Source organism: Paenibacillus sp. S29, assembly GCF_049319765.1.
In the GTDB taxonomy this organism is placed as follows: Bacteria; Bacillota; Bacilli; order Paenibacillales; family Paenibacillaceae; genus Paenibacillus; species Paenibacillus polymyxa_B.
Window position 1 is genome coordinate 134,877 of the sequence record NZ_JBMOUI010000014.1, and the last position, 16,252, is coordinate 151,128.

The following is a 16,252-nucleotide window of genomic DNA, read 5'->3' on the forward strand; positions in this document are numbered from 1 at the left end:
GATTCTCATCCCTTATAGGTAAATTATTCTGTAAGCAATAACAAAAAAGTACAATTCGTGATCTTCAGTGCAAAAAAATACGATTGTAAATTATAATATATTCCTCGATTCCTCCAATGTAAAGTTTACATGGTTCGGTTATAGTCTTAATCAGAACGAAGCCAACACAATCATAAGGAGGAATTATAGATGAGAAAAGCTTTTATCAGCCCAAGCAAATATGTACAAGGTGAAAACGAATTGTTGAATTTGGGTTACTATGTGAGCACCTTCGGCAAATCCGCTTTACTGATTGCGCATCCTGACGATGTGGCGCGGGTAAAAGATAAGCTTGATTCCACTTTGGGTAAATATAACGTAACCTTTATTGAAAGCGGTTTTATGGGTGAGTGTTCCAGACAGGAAGTGTCTAGACTTCAGGAAATTGCTACTGCGAATGGATGCGATTGTATCGTAGGTCTCGGCGGTGGAAAAGCGATCGACGCGGCGAAATGCGTGGCTCAAGGGGAAGCGCTAATCATCTGTCCGACGATTGCTGCGACGGATGCACCGACAAGCCACTCGGCCGTTCTTTACACCCCAGAAGGCGCTTTCGACGATTACGCCTATTTTAAGCAAAGTCCGAGTGTCGTATTAGTCGACACCACCGTTATCGCTAATGCACCAACCCGATTCCTTGTATCAGGCATGGGTGATGCACTGTCAACTTACTTTGAAGCCCGTGCGACTTCTCGTTCTTACTCCAGGGTCAATGCCGGACTGCCTAACGGAGTGCGCGAAGGACAGTGTGCGCCAGCAGTAGGTACGAATGCGGCGATTGCACTTGCAACGCTATGCTATGAAATGCTGTTGAAAGACGGTGCCAAAGCAAAAGCGGCATGTGATGAAAACCAAGTTACGCAAGCACTCGAAAATATCATTGAAACTAATATTTTACTCTCAGGCCTCGGCTTCGAAAGCGGCGGACTTGCGGCGGCCCATGCAATTCATGATGGACTCACGATTTTGGAAGGCACGCATCATTATTATCATGGAGAGAAAGTTGCATTCGGCACGATCGCACAGCTGGTGCTCGAAAACGCACCCACGGAAGAATTACATCAGGTCCTTGATTTCTGTTTAGCCGTCGGTTTACCGGTCTGCTTGGCTGATATCGGCGTCGATCATATCAGCCAGGAAGAACTCATGGAAGTAGCTGCAAAGGCTTGCATTCTGGAGGAATCGATTCATTCCATGCCGTTTCCGGTCACAGTGGAGCAGGTTGCAGCGGCAATCGCTGCGGCCGACCGTATCGGGAGCCAGTACAAAGCGGAGGTAAAGTAGCATGAAAAAGGTCATCAACCGTGCGGAAAATTTGGTCCTTGAGATGTGCAGTGGTATTGCGCTTGCGCATCCCGAATTGGAATTTCTGCCAAAATACAAAGTGCTCAAGAAAAAGGAATTGAACGCGGAGAAAGTAACGCTCATCAGCGGCGGTGGCAGCGGGCATGAGCCCGCCCACGCCGGCTTCGTTGGCAAAGGGATGCTCGATGCCGCGGTCTGCGGTGATGTCTTCGCCTCTCCTTCACAAATTCAAGTATATCAGGCCATCCGAGCAACAACTGGGAAAAAAGGTGCGCTGCTGATTATTAAAAATTACAGCGGCGATATTATGAACTTTAGAAACGCCGCCCATTTGGCCACTGAAGACGGTCTGGAAGTGGACTATGTAAAGGTTGAGGACGACATCGCTGTAGAAGACAGCCTATATACAGTCGGACGGCGCGGGGTGGCGGGAACGGTACTCGTCCATAAGATCGCGGGTGCAGCGGCGGAAGAGGGCCGGAGTCTGGCGGAAGTTAAAGCAGTGGCCGAGAAAGCTGCTGCGAATGTACGCAGTATCGGATTCGCCCTGACTTCGTGTACAGTGCCGGCGAAGGGCACGCCAACATTAGAGCTCGGGCATGATGAAATCGAGTACGGCGTCGGCATTCACGGCGAGCCTGGGACCAGCCGTGAGAAGCTGACGGATGCGGATACGCTGGCAGGCAGAATGGTAATCGATCTCCTTCGAGACATGCAGATCGAAACTGGCTTCAGCGGAGAAATCGCCCTGTTGATCAATGGTTTCGGCGGTACGCCTCTGCAAGAACTGTACCTTTTCAACTATTCGGTCACTCGCGAACTAGCAGCGAAGGGGATCACGATCGATCGCACTTTTGTCAACAATTATATGACGAGTATCGATATGGCAGGTATCTCGGTTTCCATCATGAAGCTGGACAACGAACTGAAAACGCTCCTCTCCTATGAAAGCAACGCACCTGCGTTCAAGGTGGCTGGACCTGTTGATCATGTCGAATTCACGGATATTTCAACTGTAGCAGACGAAAATCGGCAAGTATCCTTTGGGGTAGAAACGGACCCTGCCTTCGCGGTTATTGAGAACAACAAAGTTACGTTAAACAATCTTATCTACCTAGTCGATAAGATGAGTGAGGTTATCATCAAGAATGAGGTATTTTTCTGCGATCTTGACTCTCATGCAGGCGACGGAGACTTTGGCATGAGCGTTGCTAAGGGATTTCGTCAGCTGAAACGGGAATGGAGAGACATCCTGAATCAAGATTCTTTGACGATGGGAGCCTTTCTTCATTCATGCTCGCTCGTCATCATGGAGTACTGCGGTGGCGCTTCGGGTCCGATCTGGGGCTCAGCATTTCGGGCAGCGGCACGATCTGCGGGCGAACGAACCGAACTAACCGAACTAACCGTTTCTGAATTCGCGGATATGATGCAGGCTGCGGTGCAAGGCATACAATCGACAGGCGAACGTTCTTTCGGCAGAGGAGCCGCCGTTGGCGATAAAACGCTTATAGATGCATTAGTGCCATGTGCGGATAGCTGGGTGGAGAGCGCGAAATTAGATTTTGACGTGAAGACAGCCTTTATAAGAGGTGCTCAAGCCGCTGTATCAGGGGCCAAAAAGACGGAAGACATCGTGGCGCGCATGGGCCGTGCTGGAACGGTAGGAGAGAGAAGCCTTGGTTATCCAGATGCGGGGGCTTATGCGCTTGGAGTGATTTTTACGGAGCTTGCTGAATGTTTGAACTAATTCTATAAATCCAAAATTACTGGCCGAACACTTCGTTTAGATAGCTATTCCTGCCTGTAACACTCGCTAATTCTTAAAAATTCAAGGTTTGTTCATTGCAATTGATGTGCATTAGGTTTATAATTTCAGACGGATTCAAAGGGCTTATCCCGGAATCCATGGGAGTTCATCCCATCTGAGCTAGCTTACTGCATGCTCAAATATGAATTAAGCGAGGGATTTACAATGAAAACCTGCTGCACCATCCAAGTTGACGAAGACAGTTTAGTTATTGATTTGCCAGAAGAAGGAACCACGCTAGAGTCCCTGCTCGGTGATATTGAGAGCTGTGGAGGTAGTGAAGAACCTTGGCTGCAACTTATTGACAAGGTAATAGGTAACTCATCTGAGACTGTACTGACAGATCAAGCGACGGATGGCGGCGATATGAAGGAAGATCAGACGACCAAAGAACCTCAAGCAACTGCTCAGGGGTAATAGGGAGATCCTACGTTAAGACGAAATTTGTAACATTAATCGATCACATATAAGATCATCTATAAGACTGCTATACCGAGCCAAGGCATCGGGAAGCAGTCTTTTTTTATCAAACAACTAAAAATTCTCCGAATTTTGCAATCGGTAAATGAGTCTTTTGTCCCTTTAGTATTCTATAGTAGCCAACCAAGCAGAACACATCCCAAAACCGTGACTTCCTGTTCATTTTCTATCATAAAGTCGAAATGTAACATGAAACTAACTATAATAGTAGTATCATCCATATACAGGTAAGTGACATCGATGTTTGGACCTGATCCTCTTGTTATATGAAGGAGGGGGCGAAAGAGCGGAGAACAACGTACTGATAAGTCTCATCTACTTTATAAAAAGGAAGGAATGTGTAAATGATGAATGGGCAATGGGTCCTGCCAAGGATCGCAAAAAGAGTAGCGGTGATGCTAACAGCAGTATTGCTATTAACGTTAACGAACGGATTCAACTGGAATACGCAAACAGCAGAGGCTGCCGGGACGACCCCTGTGGAACGTTACGGACAACTTTCAGTAAAAAATGGTAAACTGGTGGATAAAAACGGTAAACCTGTACAACTCAAAGGGATTAGCTCTCACGGCGTCCAATGGTTTGGGGATCTGGTAAATCAGGACTCTATGAAATGGCTACGGGACGATTGGGGCATTTCCCTATTCCGGGTTGCACTGTACACTGAAGAAAATGGTTATATTGCCAACCCTTCTTTGAAAAATAAAGTGAAGGAAGCGATTGAGGCAGCACAGAAACTGGGCTTGTACGTCATTATTGACTGGCACATTCTTTCAGATGGCGATCCGAACATTCATAAAAATGAAGCCAAAGCTTTCTTTAATGAATTTTCGACTCAGTACGGCCATTTGCCTAACGTAATCTATGAACTTGCCAATGAGCCGAATGGGAATGTGAACTGGAACAATCAAATCCGACCTTATGCGTCTGAGGTATCTCAGGTTATTCGAGCTAAGGACCCGGACAATATTATTATTGTAGGAACAGGCACATGGAGTCAGGATGTACATGATGCAGCAGACCATCCACTTCCAGACAAGAATACAATGTATACCGTACATTTCTATGCGGGTACGCATGGACAGTACTTGCGCGATCGGGTCGATTATGCGCTGAACAAAGGCGTGGGCATATTTGCTACCGAGTGGGGTACAAGCGATGCTTCGGGTAACGGTGGTCCGTTCCTGAATGAATCCAAAGTATGGACTGATTTTCTTGCAAGCCGTGGAATCAGCTGGACTAACTGGTCGCTGGCAGATAAAAATGAGACCTCTGCTGCGCTGTTGCCTGGTGCTGACCGTAAGGGCGGATGGCCTGATTCGCAATTGTCGGCTTCCGGCAAATTCGTAAAACAGGCGATTCTGGAAGGCTCCAGCAACAATGGTGGAGGCGGAAACAACGGTGGGGATAACGGCGGAGATGGCAATACTGGCAATACTGGCGGTGATAACGGTGGTGGCAACAACGGCAACGGAGGAAGTAAACCAGGCAGTAACGATCAAGGGATTGTGCTTCAGTATCGCACTGGTGACACGAACGCCAAGGATAACGCAATCCGTCCTGAATTTAATATCAAAAACACAGGAAAAACAGCTGTGAAGCTGAGTGATCTAAAAATTCGCTACTATTACACAGATGAAAGCAAACAAGCTCAACAGTTTTTTGTGGACTGGGCTAGGATTGGCACTGAAAAGGTAAAAGCAACTTTTGTAACATTGCCGAATCCAAAGTCCAAGGCTGATAAATATGTGGAGATTTCTTTCACAGATGGAGCGGGAACGATTCAGCCCGGCGGGGAAAGTGGAGAAATTCAACCCCGGATTCATGCTGCAAATTGGAGTAATTTAGATGAGACCAACGATTACTCCTATGGTGCTACCCAAACAGCATTCGCAGACTGGGACCATGGCACTGTATATCAGCAGGGTAAGCTGGTTTGGGGTATAGAACCTTAGAATTTAACCGTTACTAACTTTATCGAAACGAGTAAAGGTATGGGACTTTAGGGTGCAATCTTTCCAAGCTTTGGAGTATAAAGCATACGTCTTTGGTATATGGATACTGGAACTTTAGGAGTGAACGACCCACCCTTTAGTGTTGGTTTATATACTACCAAAGTACCATATGATATTCGACTTTTGTAGTGCTTGAATTACTTCCATAGTGCAGAGGGGTTGGTTCCAATGGACCCTTCTCTACGACAAACCCCCGCTGTTGCCATCATAGGCAGGCGGGGGTTTTTGTGTTTCTGAAGCTCAGCCTCCGTTTATTTGCGTCTATCCCAAATCAAAAGCTTTGGCCAGCAGACGGTAGGACTGAACACGTTTATCAAAGTCATGAATGGATGAAACGACCAGCAACTCATCGGTACGATACTGCTCAGCCAGTCTTAGCAGTTGTTCCTTACACTGCTCAGGGGTACCAACAACACGCCAGGCTGCAGACTGACGCAGCCGCTCACGATCCAACTCCGTGTACGGATAGGACATTGCTGTTTTCACCGACGGAAGAGAACTCATTTCTTTACCTTGCATGAGCAAAAGGAAATACAAACTAGCACTGGACGCCAGCTGCTCAGCTTCCTCTTCGGTTTCCGCGCAGGCCACCGTAACTGCCGCCATGGAATGGGGCTTATCACCTAGGATCGAAGGCTGGAATTGCTCGTGGTAACGTGCGGTAGCTTCTACACCACCTGGAGTCCCGAAAAATTGGGCAAAGGCATAGGAGGCACCCATCATCGCGGCCAATCTGGCGCTCTCTCCGCTGGAGCCGAGCAACCATAATCCAGGAACGGTCGATATCATCGGGGAGGCATGAAGACCGGCAAATCGATGATTGTCAGGCACCGAATCATGGAAGTAATCGATTAAATCGAGAATCTGCTGTGGATATTGTTCGACAGATTGGTACTTGCCTTCCTGCAGGGCACGAGTAGCCAGGGGTAAACCACCGGGAGCACGCCCTATTCCCAGGTCGATGCGTCCTGGATGGAGCGCCTCCAGCAAGCGGAAGTTTTCGGCGACTTTATACGCGCTGTAGTGTGGCAGCATAATACCGCCTGAACCCACACGAATGCGCGATGTGTTAGCAGCCAAATGCGCAATCAGCACCTCAGGGCTGGAGTGCGCTAGTGTTTTGGACGCATGATGTTCGGATACCCAATAACGGCTATATCCCAGTTGATCAGCTTCACGCGCTAAATCTGTTGTATTGGATAATGCATCCTGAGCAGTACCGCCCTCAGGAATATGAGACTGGTCCAGTATACCCAGTTTAAGCATTTATAATCACCTCTTACACAACTGTATCAAACACTACTCATTAGGTCAAAATTCAAAAATGGATAGGTTGGAGTTTGGGGACCTTTTCGTTATAATAAAGGATGTGTAAAGGATGAGAGAACATCCTTGCTTATGGAGAGGGGATTACATTTGTGTTAAGAACACCTTTGGGGCGTGTCCGACTCATGCTCTGGATTCAAGCTATAGCTTATTTGGCGATACTATTCACCCACCAGCCCCTGCAAGCTGCGGGCATGACCCAGGCGGTTATGGTAATTGGTAACATATACCGGGTGAGCTTTTTGTTGCTCCTCGTTGCTTTAATTTATGGAAAAACAGCACTGCACTGGTCTATACGGCGGCCTCTTTTTATTATGTTTGCCTCCTTCATCCCGTTTGGTCTGATGATTATGGATTTTGTTTGGGTGCGAAAATGGACAGGGGATTCGGCAGCAGAACAGCGAGCTGCATCGTAATCTTAGAAGATTTGTTTCGTGTGAGTTGTCGAGGAGTTTGTCGGGCGTAAGCGGGACTGGCCCCGATGCAGTAGAAAAGAACATTACGCAGTTTGATGCGTGGTGTTCTTTTTTTGTGCACCGGAGGAATCATTCTATATATTGTACTTTCGAGCGTTGGAAATCGAATTAAGAAAAATGCTGAACTAAAAATTCTGCCGTTTTGCGTCTTTGAAAGCCTTCAACCCAATGTCCGGTAAACGGATAAATTTCAATCGTTTTCGGTGATTCAATACGGTTATAAGCGGCGAAAATCGTCTCTGGCATACACACCGTATCCTTGAACCCTACCGATACCATGATCGGGGTACGAATGCGATGAGCCAGATTCATCACGTCAAAATAACTTAATGTATGTAGTACCTGCTCCAAATGCTCCGGAAATCGGTTGGCGAATTCAGCTGCTTCCGTCAGGGAACTGGTAGAATTCATCATACCAAAATCCATATGACACATATTGGGGATATCCGCTACCGTAATGGCAGCTTTATCGCTGAGCGTAGCCACCATTAATGAAAGTCCGCCGCCCTGACTGGCGCCACTGATTGCGATTTTAGCCGAATCGACATCCGACTGCTCCGCTACCCAATCTACGGCTCTAAGGGCATCGGTTGTAATCGTTTTGTAGTAGCAGGTATCCTTGTCCAATATTCCTTTCGTTACCCAGCCTTTAACCGTACCATGAGGATCACCCAGACGGTCTCCCGTTTCTCCTCCCTGGCCACGCACATCTACGGCCAATACCGCAAAGCCAAGCATGAGCCAAGAGGAATAATCTTCAGGATAGCCTTTTCCGCCTGTATAGCCATGAAACAGAACGATACACGGCAACTTTTGATCTCCGGCAAATCGGGGGCGTACATACCAGGCATGCAGAGGCGTATCATCGACACCCTCAAAAGTAACTCGGTAAGCAAGAATATGAGGATATGGCGTTTCTACGAGAGTTTTGAACGCATGTACAGGTTTGGCGTGAACTTCTTCCAATGTTTTGGCCCAGAATAAATCTATATCCTTCGGGGCGGTAAGATCGGGCCGATATTGCTTCAATTCGGCAATTCTTTTTTCAATAACATTCATAATTAAGATTCTCCTTCATATAGAATGAACTTCTCCTTAAGATTTACCCGGTAAAGTTGACTCCTCCAGCTCTCTCAGCAGCTCAAATGCTCTTTCATTAGTGCTTCCACACGTATCCTCATCAGCATGGAATCCACTGCATACAACTGGGCGCTCAGGTTTGCCAAACAATCGGCAACGGTAATCGGAAGTTAACTGAGGGCAAGGAACACCAGCTGGTTTTCCATCTGGCATGCCAGGAATAGGGGAAGAAATCGTAATGGCAATACAGCAGGCGGCACATCCTACTCGACACTCCAGTTGGGGTCACTCCTTAATTAATCTGTTATTTTTGTAACTTATGCATGAAGTGACATTAATGAAGCCATAATGTGAGGATGGCACAAAAAAAGCAGGAATACAAGGATAAGCGCATATTAGACACACTTTTCACACAAGGGGTGTATAAATAGTCGTAGAGGCACGTAGGATGGTATCAAGCCCCTAAATCAGTGTTTCGTTCGGTGGTAATATTAACCAATTGTCTTCTGTGTGTTCAAAAGGAGTTCGAGTGGTTAATAATAGAACACAACGATAAAAACTTAAACGAGGTGACGCAAAATGAGTTGGTTATGGGCATTGATTGTTGGTGGTATTATTGGTTGGTTGGCAGGAATTATCGCAGGTCGTGATGTTCCGGGTGGCGTGATAGGTAACATCATCGCTGGTTTTATCGGTGCATGGTTGGGTAGCTTGATTCTGGGAGACTGGGGTCCTGAAATCGGATCGTTCTACATCGTTCCTGCATTAATTGGTGCGATTGTGCTGGTCGTGATTGTAAGCTTGATCTTCCGTTCCGTTGGACGGAGCAGGGGTTAACTTTACGAATCATTGAATAGACTAGCCCCTATGGGGATTAGGACTAAAATGAAAAAAGCTGCTTCCGCAAGGTTCGAAAATGAACCTGTGGGAGCAGCTTTTTTTGAGGAAAATGACGAATTTTTCCTATTGAAACCGCCTGATATGAGGAACACTTAGAACGCCCAGCACGATACACATGCCGATGGTTGCAAACATGCCAATTGTGAACATACCACCAAGCTTATCTGCCACAGCACCTACTGCCAGATAGCCGACAGGGAGCAGGGCAAAGGAAAACATTAGATCCAGACTAGCTACACGTCCAAAAGACTCGGCTGGGACTAATTCCTGGAGGCTTGTCTCCCAGATAATCGCAAATATCATAATGCCAAATCCTTCGAGCATCATGCTCATAATCAGTCCTGGCATCCAGGTGACTACAGACAACAGTAGTAAAGCAAGACCGCTAACAAAAGCTCCTAAGTAAGCGAGTAGACCGCGATGCTTCCAATGCTTGCGTGATCCATACACAAAGGCCCCCAGCATGGCGCCAATGCCGCTACTTGCCATCGCAATGCCGTATACGACTGGACTGTAGCCATGATGAACCTTGAACAGCCACGGAATGAGTACAGCGATAATGCCTGAATAACAAATATTAATGAAGGAAAAGGCAAGAATCGTAATCCATAGCCAAGGATGGCTTTTGAGAATGATAAAGCCTGTGATAAAATCCTTGAGAAAATGCTGCCTACCCTGATCTTGCTGTTCTGGATCTACCTGACCTTTGCCGATGATGGAGGCCAAATGAGCGCTTAACATCCAAAAGCAGGCAAAAGATATCAGATAAGCGATAGAATCCAGCCCAAAGCCGACACCCGGTGAGGAAAAAGATACAATGAAGCCTCCTAACGGAGGGCCAAGTAGACGAACGGCTTGTATACTGATCTGACTAAGCGCGTTGGCTGCATTGCGTATGTCAGGTGTGAATACCTGTGCACGTAAGGCAGAATAAGCAGGATTAAAGATACCGTCCATCAATCCGTACAACGCTAGGCCAACGAATAAAACCGGCAATTTCATTCCGCCTGTAAACATCAGCACCGCCGCAATGAACATCAGTCCAAACCGGGCGATATTCGTAAACAGAAGGAGACGAATTCGGTCAATTCTATCCACGATCATGCCTGCGAAAGGCAGAATAAGTACGTTAGGCAACATATAAACAGTCATCGCCAGTCCCATAATAGTAGTCGAGCCTGTTAGGGAATAGATAACCAGTGGCAAAATGACTGTGGTGACTGAGCTCCCCAACATTGCGATCCAATGTCCAAGCCACAACAAAGTGAACGCTTTGGATTGTTTTAAAGGTGAAGTGAAGGTAGCCCAGGCCGAGTGACTTCCTTCAGGTGATGTAGAGGATAAGGTTGATTTTTGGGTATCCATGATCACACTCCGGTATATTTCTAAACTGCATATTAAAACCTATTATACGAAATCTCTAACGTAAGGGTACAGAAAAAGTTGCAGTGAGGGGAGTTATAATGAATAGCCTGCCAATGAAAGAGTCAACCTAGAATAACTTTAGGCTGCAAAGATATATAGCTTACCTTTTGCATAGGGATTATTGGATAAAAGCATTGACGCGTGAAAATGAATGATGTACTATTCAATGACCAGCCGCGTGCTAGGTTATCAAGAAAAAGGGAAAGAGTGTGGATACCATGAAAAAATTTAGTTTTTTGCCGATTGTACTCATCGTGATGGCATTGCTGGTTTCGGCCTGCGGTAACAACGATAAAGGCGCCAGTACCAATAATGCATCTACCGGAGATAACGGATCTAATAATGGAAAAGCAGATACTACTGCTACAGCTACTCTTGAATCTGTAAAAGCAAGCGGCAAGCTAAGAATTGGCACGGAAGGCACCTATGCTCCGTTTACCTACCACGATGCTGCAGGTAAACTGACAGGCTTCGATGTCGATATTGCGACTGAAGTGAGCAAACGCCTGGGTGTACAACCGGAGTTTATCGAGACGCAATGGGACGGCATATTCGCAGGGTTGAACTCCAAGCGGTTTGACACGGTGTTCAATGAAGTATCCATTACAGATGAGCGCAAGCAAAAATATGATTTTTCTGATCCGTATATTGTCTCCAAGGCAGTTCTGATCGTAAGCGAAGACAATACAGACATCCAGAAATTTGCTGATCTAAAAGGGAAAAAGGCTGGGCAGTCCCTGACCAGTAACCTGACTCAAATCGCGAAAAGCAACGGCGCAGAAATTGTGGCAACAGAGGGATTCAACCAAGCCATTGACCTCCTGACTTCCAAGCGGGTGGATGCGACCGTCAATGATGGATTATCCTATCTTGATCTGAAAAAGCAAAAGCCTGACGCACCAATTAAAAAGGTGGACGAATCTTCAGATGCTTCACACAGCGCAGCTGTATTCAATAAAGGCAGCGAAGATTTGATCAAGGAAGTAAACAAAGCGCTGGCTGATATGAAGGCTGACGGTACGTACCTGAAAATTTCCGAGAAATATTTTGGAGCTGACGTATCCAAATAATAAATGAAGACCCAACGTTCGCCAAGTCGAACCGAATCTTCCCAAACCTATCTTTTCAAAGGATGTCTGTACAATGGATGATCGCCAAATACAAATCATTATCGATTCATTATTGCCTCTGCTAAAAGCAGGGGTTTCTTTTACGATTCCGCTCACGCTTATCTCCTTTGCTCTTGGACTCGTGCTGGCGCTGATTACAGCGTTGGCCCGGCTGTCCAAATGGAGAATACTCAAGCTGATTTTCGGCTTCTATGTATGGGTGATTCGAGGAACTCCTTTGCTGGTGCAATTGTATATCATTTTCTATGGTTTACCTTCCGTAGGTATTACACTGGACCCGTTTATTGCTTCAGTGATCGGCTTTACTCTCAGCGTAGGGGCTTATAGCTCTGAAATTATACGTGCGGCTATCATATCCATTCAGGAAGGCCAATGGGAGGCGGGGTACTCCTTGGGGATGACGCGATGGCAAGTATTGCGTCGTATCGTGCTTCCGCAAGCATCCCGTGTGTCCGTACCTCCGTTGGCTAATTCATTCATCAGCTTGGTGAAGGATACCTCACTGGCTGCGACCATCACCTATGTGGAAATGTTCAGAACGGCTAACCAGATTGTAGCTACCACATACGAACCGCTATTGGTGTATACCGAGGCGGGAGTTATTTACCTGCTGTTTAGCACCATTTTGACTGTGCTGCAAAATTACCTGGAGAAGCGACTAGGCCGTTTTTCCGTCAGATAAAGGAGATTGTACCGGTGATCCAAATTCGGAATATACACAAATCGTTCGGCTCGCTGGAAGTGCTTAAGGGTGTTGACGTGACGTTGGATAAGGGGAAAGTGCTTGTTATCATTGGTCCTTCCGGCTCTGGTAAAACAACGCTTTTACGCTGCTTGAATTTGCTGGAGGTTCCTGACCAAGGAGAGATCCAAGTAGGGGATATTGCACTGAATTTTGCGAAAGGAACGAAGCTCCGGCAAGAAAACATTTTGGCGCTGCGAAAGCGGACAGGGATGGTATTTCAATCCTACAATCTCTTCCCGCATATGACAGCCGTACAAAATGTGATGGAGGGACAAGTCACGGTTCAGAAAAAGAGCAAGGACGAGGCGCGCAAACGTGCATTGGAATTGCTAAAAAAAGTGGGGTTGGCTGATAAAGCGGAATCCTATCCGCATCAGTTATCGGGAGGACAGCAGCAACGGGTCGGTATTGCCCGGGCAATGGCGGTCGAACCTGAGGTACTATTGTTCGACGAACCGACTTCTGCGCTTGATCCTGAGTTAGTAGGCGAGGTGCTCAAGGTCATAAAGCAACTGGCCGCTGAAGGAATGACCATGGTTATTGTCACCCATGAAATGAAATTTGCAGCCGAGGTGGCGGACCATGTGATTTTGATGGATCAGGGTGTAATCGTTGAGCAGGGTACGCCGCATGAGGTTTTGGAGCAGCCGACCAGTTCGCGGGCTATTCAGTTTTTGAATCGTCTAAGCGGGGAAGCAGAATAAAGGGAATTTGAGTGTTTGTTAAATATAAGCGATTAGACTGAATAAAAAGGCAGCTACAGGCGTGCGTTGAAAAAATAGCCCCGCACCCGTAGCTGCCTTTTACTCATCATTTGTCCTCTTTTATTTCATTTTTAATGTAAGCAAAAAAGTACCCAATAGAATACAACAGCCTGCTATGAATGGTGCGAACATATTTGTATCAAATAAAAATCCCGCTAGAGTGGGGCCGACAATATTCCCGACACTCATATAGGCATTATTCATACCAGCTACATATCCTTGCTCATTCCCTGCCATCTTCGATAATTGTGTATTAAGAGCTGGACGAAGCATAGCGGTAGCAAAGAAAATAAGGGAAGTGAGAAGGAAGATACTCCAAAAATCTATGGCGAAGAGAAACAAAATATAAGCAGCTGAGGTGAAAAGAAGCGAACCTTTGATCACCCTTTGTTCACCAAACTTATTAATTATTTTAGCAACAACTAGTGCCTGCATACCGACTCCGATCACAGCACCTGCGGTTAGAATAATTGAAATATCTTGCGGCGAGAATTGGAAGCGGTTCGTTACATATAAACCAAGAACAGATTCAAAATTAGCGAGTCCAAAGGTCATCACCAGAACAAGTACAAAGAGCATCGCATACTTTGACTTTAACGATGTCACATATTGTTTGTACATAGATTCCTTCCGAGCAATTCTTGCCCGAACTGCCTTCATTTGTTCTTTCGACAAACTTTCAGGTAAACAAATCATTGAAAAAATAACTGCAATAATAGCCGCACCCGTTGCTATATACAGCGGCACTCTCGTTCCATATCCTGCAAGAAGACCACCAAGTCCAGGACCGATGACAAATCCGAATGACATGGCTGCGGCTAGCAGGCTATTTCCTTTGGCTCGTTCTTCGGTTGTTGTAATATCCGCCACATATGCCATCATGGGCGGAATAATCAGGGCTGCTGCCATTCCTTCCAGAAGTCTTGAGGTATACAGCATCCATAACTCATCTCCGATAGCAAAGATAAATTTAGCTACAGCAAAAACAATGCCACCTACGACGATGAATACTTTTCTCCCATATCGATCAGACAGTTGCCCAGTCATTGGAGAGAGCAGGAATTGTGTCACTCCATAGGCTGCTACCAATAAACCGATCGCCCGCCCACTGGCACCAAATTCATTGATCAGTTCTGGCAAGATGGGGGTAATTAAACCAACGCCCACCATAACGATGAAGATATTAATCATTAGGATTCCAAGTATTCTTTTCATGCAAAAAACCTCCTGATCCATTGGTTTCTGGATAGGAGGTAGACGTACGAACAAGCAGATACACTGCTCCCGTCAAAGAAGCAATGCGCTTATCGTGAATACCCAAAGCCTACACTAATCCTATCCAGAAAATTCGTAAAATTACGATTATTTCTTTGGTGGAATAGGATTAGTAGATCATTGGCTTAAGGTCACCCTTTCGATACTTTATTGTTTATCAACATAACATAAATTTCTTTATAAGGCAATAAAAGGATGAATCAGAAGAACCCAACACGTCCTTCGGCCACGTTTTTTAACCAGTCCTGCTTACGGCTCTTATCGAGCTCGCCTCGCATACCTTTGATAATCAGTTCAATATCGGCTTTTCCCTGCTCATGCCACTCCAGAGCCGTGCTGACATACAGTTCTCCGAGCTGAGCCAGGGAAAAACCGTCAGTCATGGCTGCCGCCTTCTGTGTACCTGTTTCCCCTGCAAAAACAAGGAAGTTACGCAGCTTGAGATATGCCAGTCGCAGCGCTTCGTCAGGCAAACTGATTTCATAGGCCCGATCGAAACGCCCTGCCCGGTTCATCAGACCCGGGTCGATTTTTTCGGGATAATTGGTCGTTCCGATCAGGAAGATGCCCTCCTTGGATGTAGCACCGTCGAGGGTATTCAGGAAAAAGGAACGCACCTCCTGAGGCATGGAATCAATGTCCTCAATGACTAGCACCATCGGAGCCAGGCGAGTAGCCGCCTCGAACACCTCTTTGACCGATTCACTGGTTGTATACTCCGTAATTTGCCAGTAGGCTGCCGGACCCGGTACACTGCTGGCAATAGATTTTACAAGTGTTGTTTTACCGTTGCCCGGATGGCCGTATAGCAGAATGCCACGCTTATAAGGAATGTTATAAGTCTGATAGAAGGTACGATCCGCTTCAAAAAACTGATCGAGTGATCGGAAAATATCCCGTTTGATTTCCGCTTTCAAAATCACGTCATCCCGCGTAATTGCGCGGGTTATCGGCTCTGCCTGCCGAGAAAGTCCACGGCTTGTGTCGGTAAAAACGGTGACACGCTTCATATTCTGCTTACGTTCACGACCGCGTACTCCCGCGAGGAAGCCTTGCAGCTCCTGGTCGCCTATCGCAAATACGTAATCTTCATTGTACACGCCATTCTCACGGAAAAAGGGAACTCGCGCCAGCGCGATGCCCCACTTGGGGTAGGCGAATACATTATTACGCATCGACAGATGCACGCCGTATTCAGGAGTCGGTCCGTCATCGTCATACTGGATGGTGCGTTCCTCCAAACGATCGAAAACCCGTGCCACATGTTCCAGATCGGGACTGCCTGAACGAATATCTTCCTCCAGCAGATCCCAATACTCAATATTGGGATCGTCGCTGGCATACAGCACGTATTTTACGCCGTAGCGGTTATAGAGTGCTTCACTGATACCGTCGATTAGACGGGCATAAGCGGCATAACCGGTAATGCGTCCATCTGTACGTTCATCAAATTCGTAAATAGCTGGGATGTCTATACTCAAA

Annotated in this window: 15 protein-coding genes; 9 read left to right on the top strand and 6 right to left on the bottom strand. The window is 46.5% G+C overall.

Annotation, left to right across the window (positions count from 1 at the left end; all coding sequences use genetic code 11):
• Nucleotides 1–189 precede the first annotated feature (189 nt).
• From ACL9RM_RS21480 to ACL9RM_RS21495, 4 genes are all read left to right on the top strand, one after another.
• Nucleotides 190–1,323, top strand: a complete 1,134-nt coding sequence (locus ACL9RM_RS21480) for a glycerol dehydrogenase (RefSeq protein WP_061828720.1) — start codon at nt 190–192, stop codon at nt 1,321–1,323.
• A 1-nt stretch (nt 1,324) separates the two neighbouring features.
• Complete coding sequence (gene dhaK, locus ACL9RM_RS21485) at nt 1,325–3,094, top strand: dihydroxyacetone kinase subunit DhaK (RefSeq protein ID WP_250266460.1); 1,770 nt, start codon at nt 1,325–1,327, stop codon at nt 3,092–3,094.
• A 225-nt stretch (nt 3,095–3,319) separates the two neighbouring features.
• Nucleotides 3,320–3,571 carry a hypothetical protein gene (locus ACL9RM_RS21490; RefSeq protein WP_025723818.1) on the top strand — a complete coding sequence of 84 codons (252 nt, stop codon included), beginning with the start codon at nt 3,320–3,322 and terminating at the stop codon, nt 3,569–3,571.
• A 407-nt stretch (nt 3,572–3,978) separates the two neighbouring features.
• The gene (locus ACL9RM_RS21495; protein ID WP_250266459.1) at nt 3,979–5,589 is read left to right on the top strand and encodes a cellulase family glycosylhydrolase; all 1,611 of its coding nucleotides are present in this window, start codon (nt 3,979–3,981) and stop codon (nt 5,587–5,589) included.
• Between the two features lie 321 nt (nt 5,590–5,910).
• Here the strand turns inward: ACL9RM_RS21495 and ACL9RM_RS21500 are convergent, their stop codons facing one another.
• Nucleotides 5,911–6,915 carry an LLM class flavin-dependent oxidoreductase gene (locus tag ACL9RM_RS21500; protein ID WP_250266458.1) on the bottom strand — a complete coding sequence of 335 codons (1,005 nt, stop codon included), beginning with the start codon at nt 6,913–6,915 and terminating at the stop codon, nt 5,911–5,913.
• A 152-nt stretch (nt 6,916–7,067) separates the two neighbouring features.
• Here ACL9RM_RS21500 and ACL9RM_RS21505 point away from each other — a divergent pair, with 152 nt between their 5' ends.
• On the top strand, nt 7,068–7,391 hold the full coding sequence (locus ACL9RM_RS21505; protein ID WP_025723814.1) for a DUF3817 domain-containing protein: 324 nt from the start codon (nt 7,068–7,070) through the stop codon (nt 7,389–7,391).
• Nucleotides 7,392–7,559: 168 nt separating this feature from the next.
• Here the strand turns inward: ACL9RM_RS21505 and ACL9RM_RS21510 are convergent, their stop codons facing one another.
• Entirely contained in the window at nt 7,560–8,510 is a 951-nt protein-coding gene (locus ACL9RM_RS21510; protein ID WP_250266457.1) for an acetylxylan esterase, read from the bottom strand.
• 36 nt (nt 8,511–8,546) lie between these two features.
• Nucleotides 8,547–8,810 (bottom strand): YkgJ family cysteine cluster protein, encoded by a 264-nt coding sequence (locus ACL9RM_RS21515; protein WP_196245371.1) that lies wholly within the window; start codon nt 8,808–8,810, stop codon nt 8,547–8,549.
• Nucleotides 8,811–9,110: 300 nt separating this feature from the next.
• Here ACL9RM_RS21515 and ACL9RM_RS21520 point away from each other — a divergent pair, with 300 nt between their 5' ends.
• Complete coding sequence (locus ACL9RM_RS21520; RefSeq protein ID WP_025686368.1) at nt 9,111–9,368, top strand: GlsB/YeaQ/YmgE family stress response membrane protein; 258 nt, start codon at nt 9,111–9,113, stop codon at nt 9,366–9,368.
• 126 nt (nt 9,369–9,494) lie between these two features.
• On the opposite strand, the gene ACL9RM_RS21525 is transcribed toward ACL9RM_RS21520, so the two are convergent.
• A complete protein-coding gene (locus tag ACL9RM_RS21525; RefSeq protein ID WP_250266456.1) occupies nt 9,495–10,796 on the bottom strand; it encodes an MFS transporter in 1,302 nt (433 codons plus the stop codon).
• A gap of 278 nt (nt 10,797–11,074) precedes the next feature.
• On the opposite strand from ACL9RM_RS21525, the gene ACL9RM_RS21530 reads away from it, so the two are divergent.
• The 3 genes from ACL9RM_RS21530 (at nt 11,075) to ACL9RM_RS21540 (ending at nt 13,435) form a co-directional block, all read left to right on the top strand.
• Complete coding sequence (locus ACL9RM_RS21530; protein WP_043882305.1) at nt 11,075–11,926, top strand: amino acid ABC transporter substrate-binding protein; 852 nt, start codon at nt 11,075–11,077, stop codon at nt 11,924–11,926.
• Nucleotides 11,927–11,999: 73 nt separating this feature from the next.
• Nucleotides 12,000–12,668, top strand: coding sequence for an amino acid ABC transporter permease (locus ACL9RM_RS21535; RefSeq protein WP_013311442.1), 669 nt, complete (start codon nt 12,000–12,002; stop codon nt 12,666–12,668).
• Nucleotides 12,669–12,682: 14 nt separating this feature from the next.
• Nucleotides 12,683–13,435, top strand: a complete 753-nt coding sequence (locus ACL9RM_RS21540; RefSeq protein ID WP_061828725.1) for an amino acid ABC transporter ATP-binding protein — start codon at nt 12,683–12,685, stop codon at nt 13,433–13,435.
• Between the two features lie 120 nt (nt 13,436–13,555).
• Here ACL9RM_RS21540 and ACL9RM_RS21545 read toward each other — a convergent pair whose 3' ends face one another.
• Together ACL9RM_RS21545 and ACL9RM_RS21550 are read right to left on the bottom strand one after the other, a co-directional pair.
• Nucleotides 13,556–14,710, bottom strand: a complete 1,155-nt coding sequence (locus tag ACL9RM_RS21545) for an MFS transporter (protein ID WP_250266455.1) — start codon at nt 14,708–14,710, stop codon at nt 13,556–13,558.
• A gap of 260 nt (nt 14,711–14,970) precedes the next feature.
• A complete protein-coding gene (locus ACL9RM_RS21550; protein ID WP_250239969.1) occupies nt 14,971–16,251 on the bottom strand; it encodes an AAA family ATPase in 1,281 nt (426 codons plus the stop codon).
• Nucleotide 16,252: the final 1 nt, after the last annotated feature.

What these genes read in the sequence shown, in the direction of transcription:
- ACL9RM_RS21480 (WP_061828720.1), top strand. Translation starts at nt 190, where the DNA reads ATGAGAAAAGCTTTTATCAGCCCAAGCAAATATGTACAAGGTGAAAAC.
- dhaK (WP_250266460.1), top strand. Translation starts at nt 1,325, where the DNA reads ATGAAAAAGGTCATCAACCGTGCGGAAAATTTGGTCCTTGAGATGTGC.
- ACL9RM_RS21490 (WP_025723818.1), top strand. Translation starts at nt 3,320, where the DNA reads ATGAAAACCTGCTGCACCATCCAAGTTGACGAAGACAGTTTAGTTATT.
- ACL9RM_RS21495 (WP_250266459.1), top strand. Translation starts at nt 3,979, where the DNA reads ATGATGAATGGGCAATGGGTCCTGCCAAGGATCGCAAAAAGAGTAGCG.
- ACL9RM_RS21500 (WP_250266458.1), bottom strand. Translation starts at nt 6,915, where the DNA reads ATGCTTAAACTGGGTATACTGGACCAGTCTCATATTCCTGAGGGCGGT.
- ACL9RM_RS21510 (WP_250266457.1), bottom strand. Translation starts at nt 8,510, where the DNA reads ATGAATGTTATTGAAAAAAGAATTGCCGAATTGAAGCAATATCGGCCC.
- ACL9RM_RS21520 (WP_025686368.1), top strand. Translation starts at nt 9,111, where the DNA reads ATGAGTTGGTTATGGGCATTGATTGTTGGTGGTATTATTGGTTGGTTG.
- ACL9RM_RS21525 (WP_250266456.1), bottom strand. Translation starts at nt 10,796, where the DNA reads ATGGATACCCAAAAATCAACCTTATCCTCTACATCACCTGAAGGAAGT.
- ACL9RM_RS21530 (WP_043882305.1), top strand. Translation starts at nt 11,075, where the DNA reads ATGAAAAAATTTAGTTTTTTGCCGATTGTACTCATCGTGATGGCATTG.
- ACL9RM_RS21535 (WP_013311442.1), top strand. Translation starts at nt 12,000, where the DNA reads ATGGATGATCGCCAAATACAAATCATTATCGATTCATTATTGCCTCTG.
- ACL9RM_RS21545 (WP_250266455.1), bottom strand. Translation starts at nt 14,710, where the DNA reads ATGAAAAGAATACTTGGAATCCTAATGATTAATATCTTCATCGTTATG.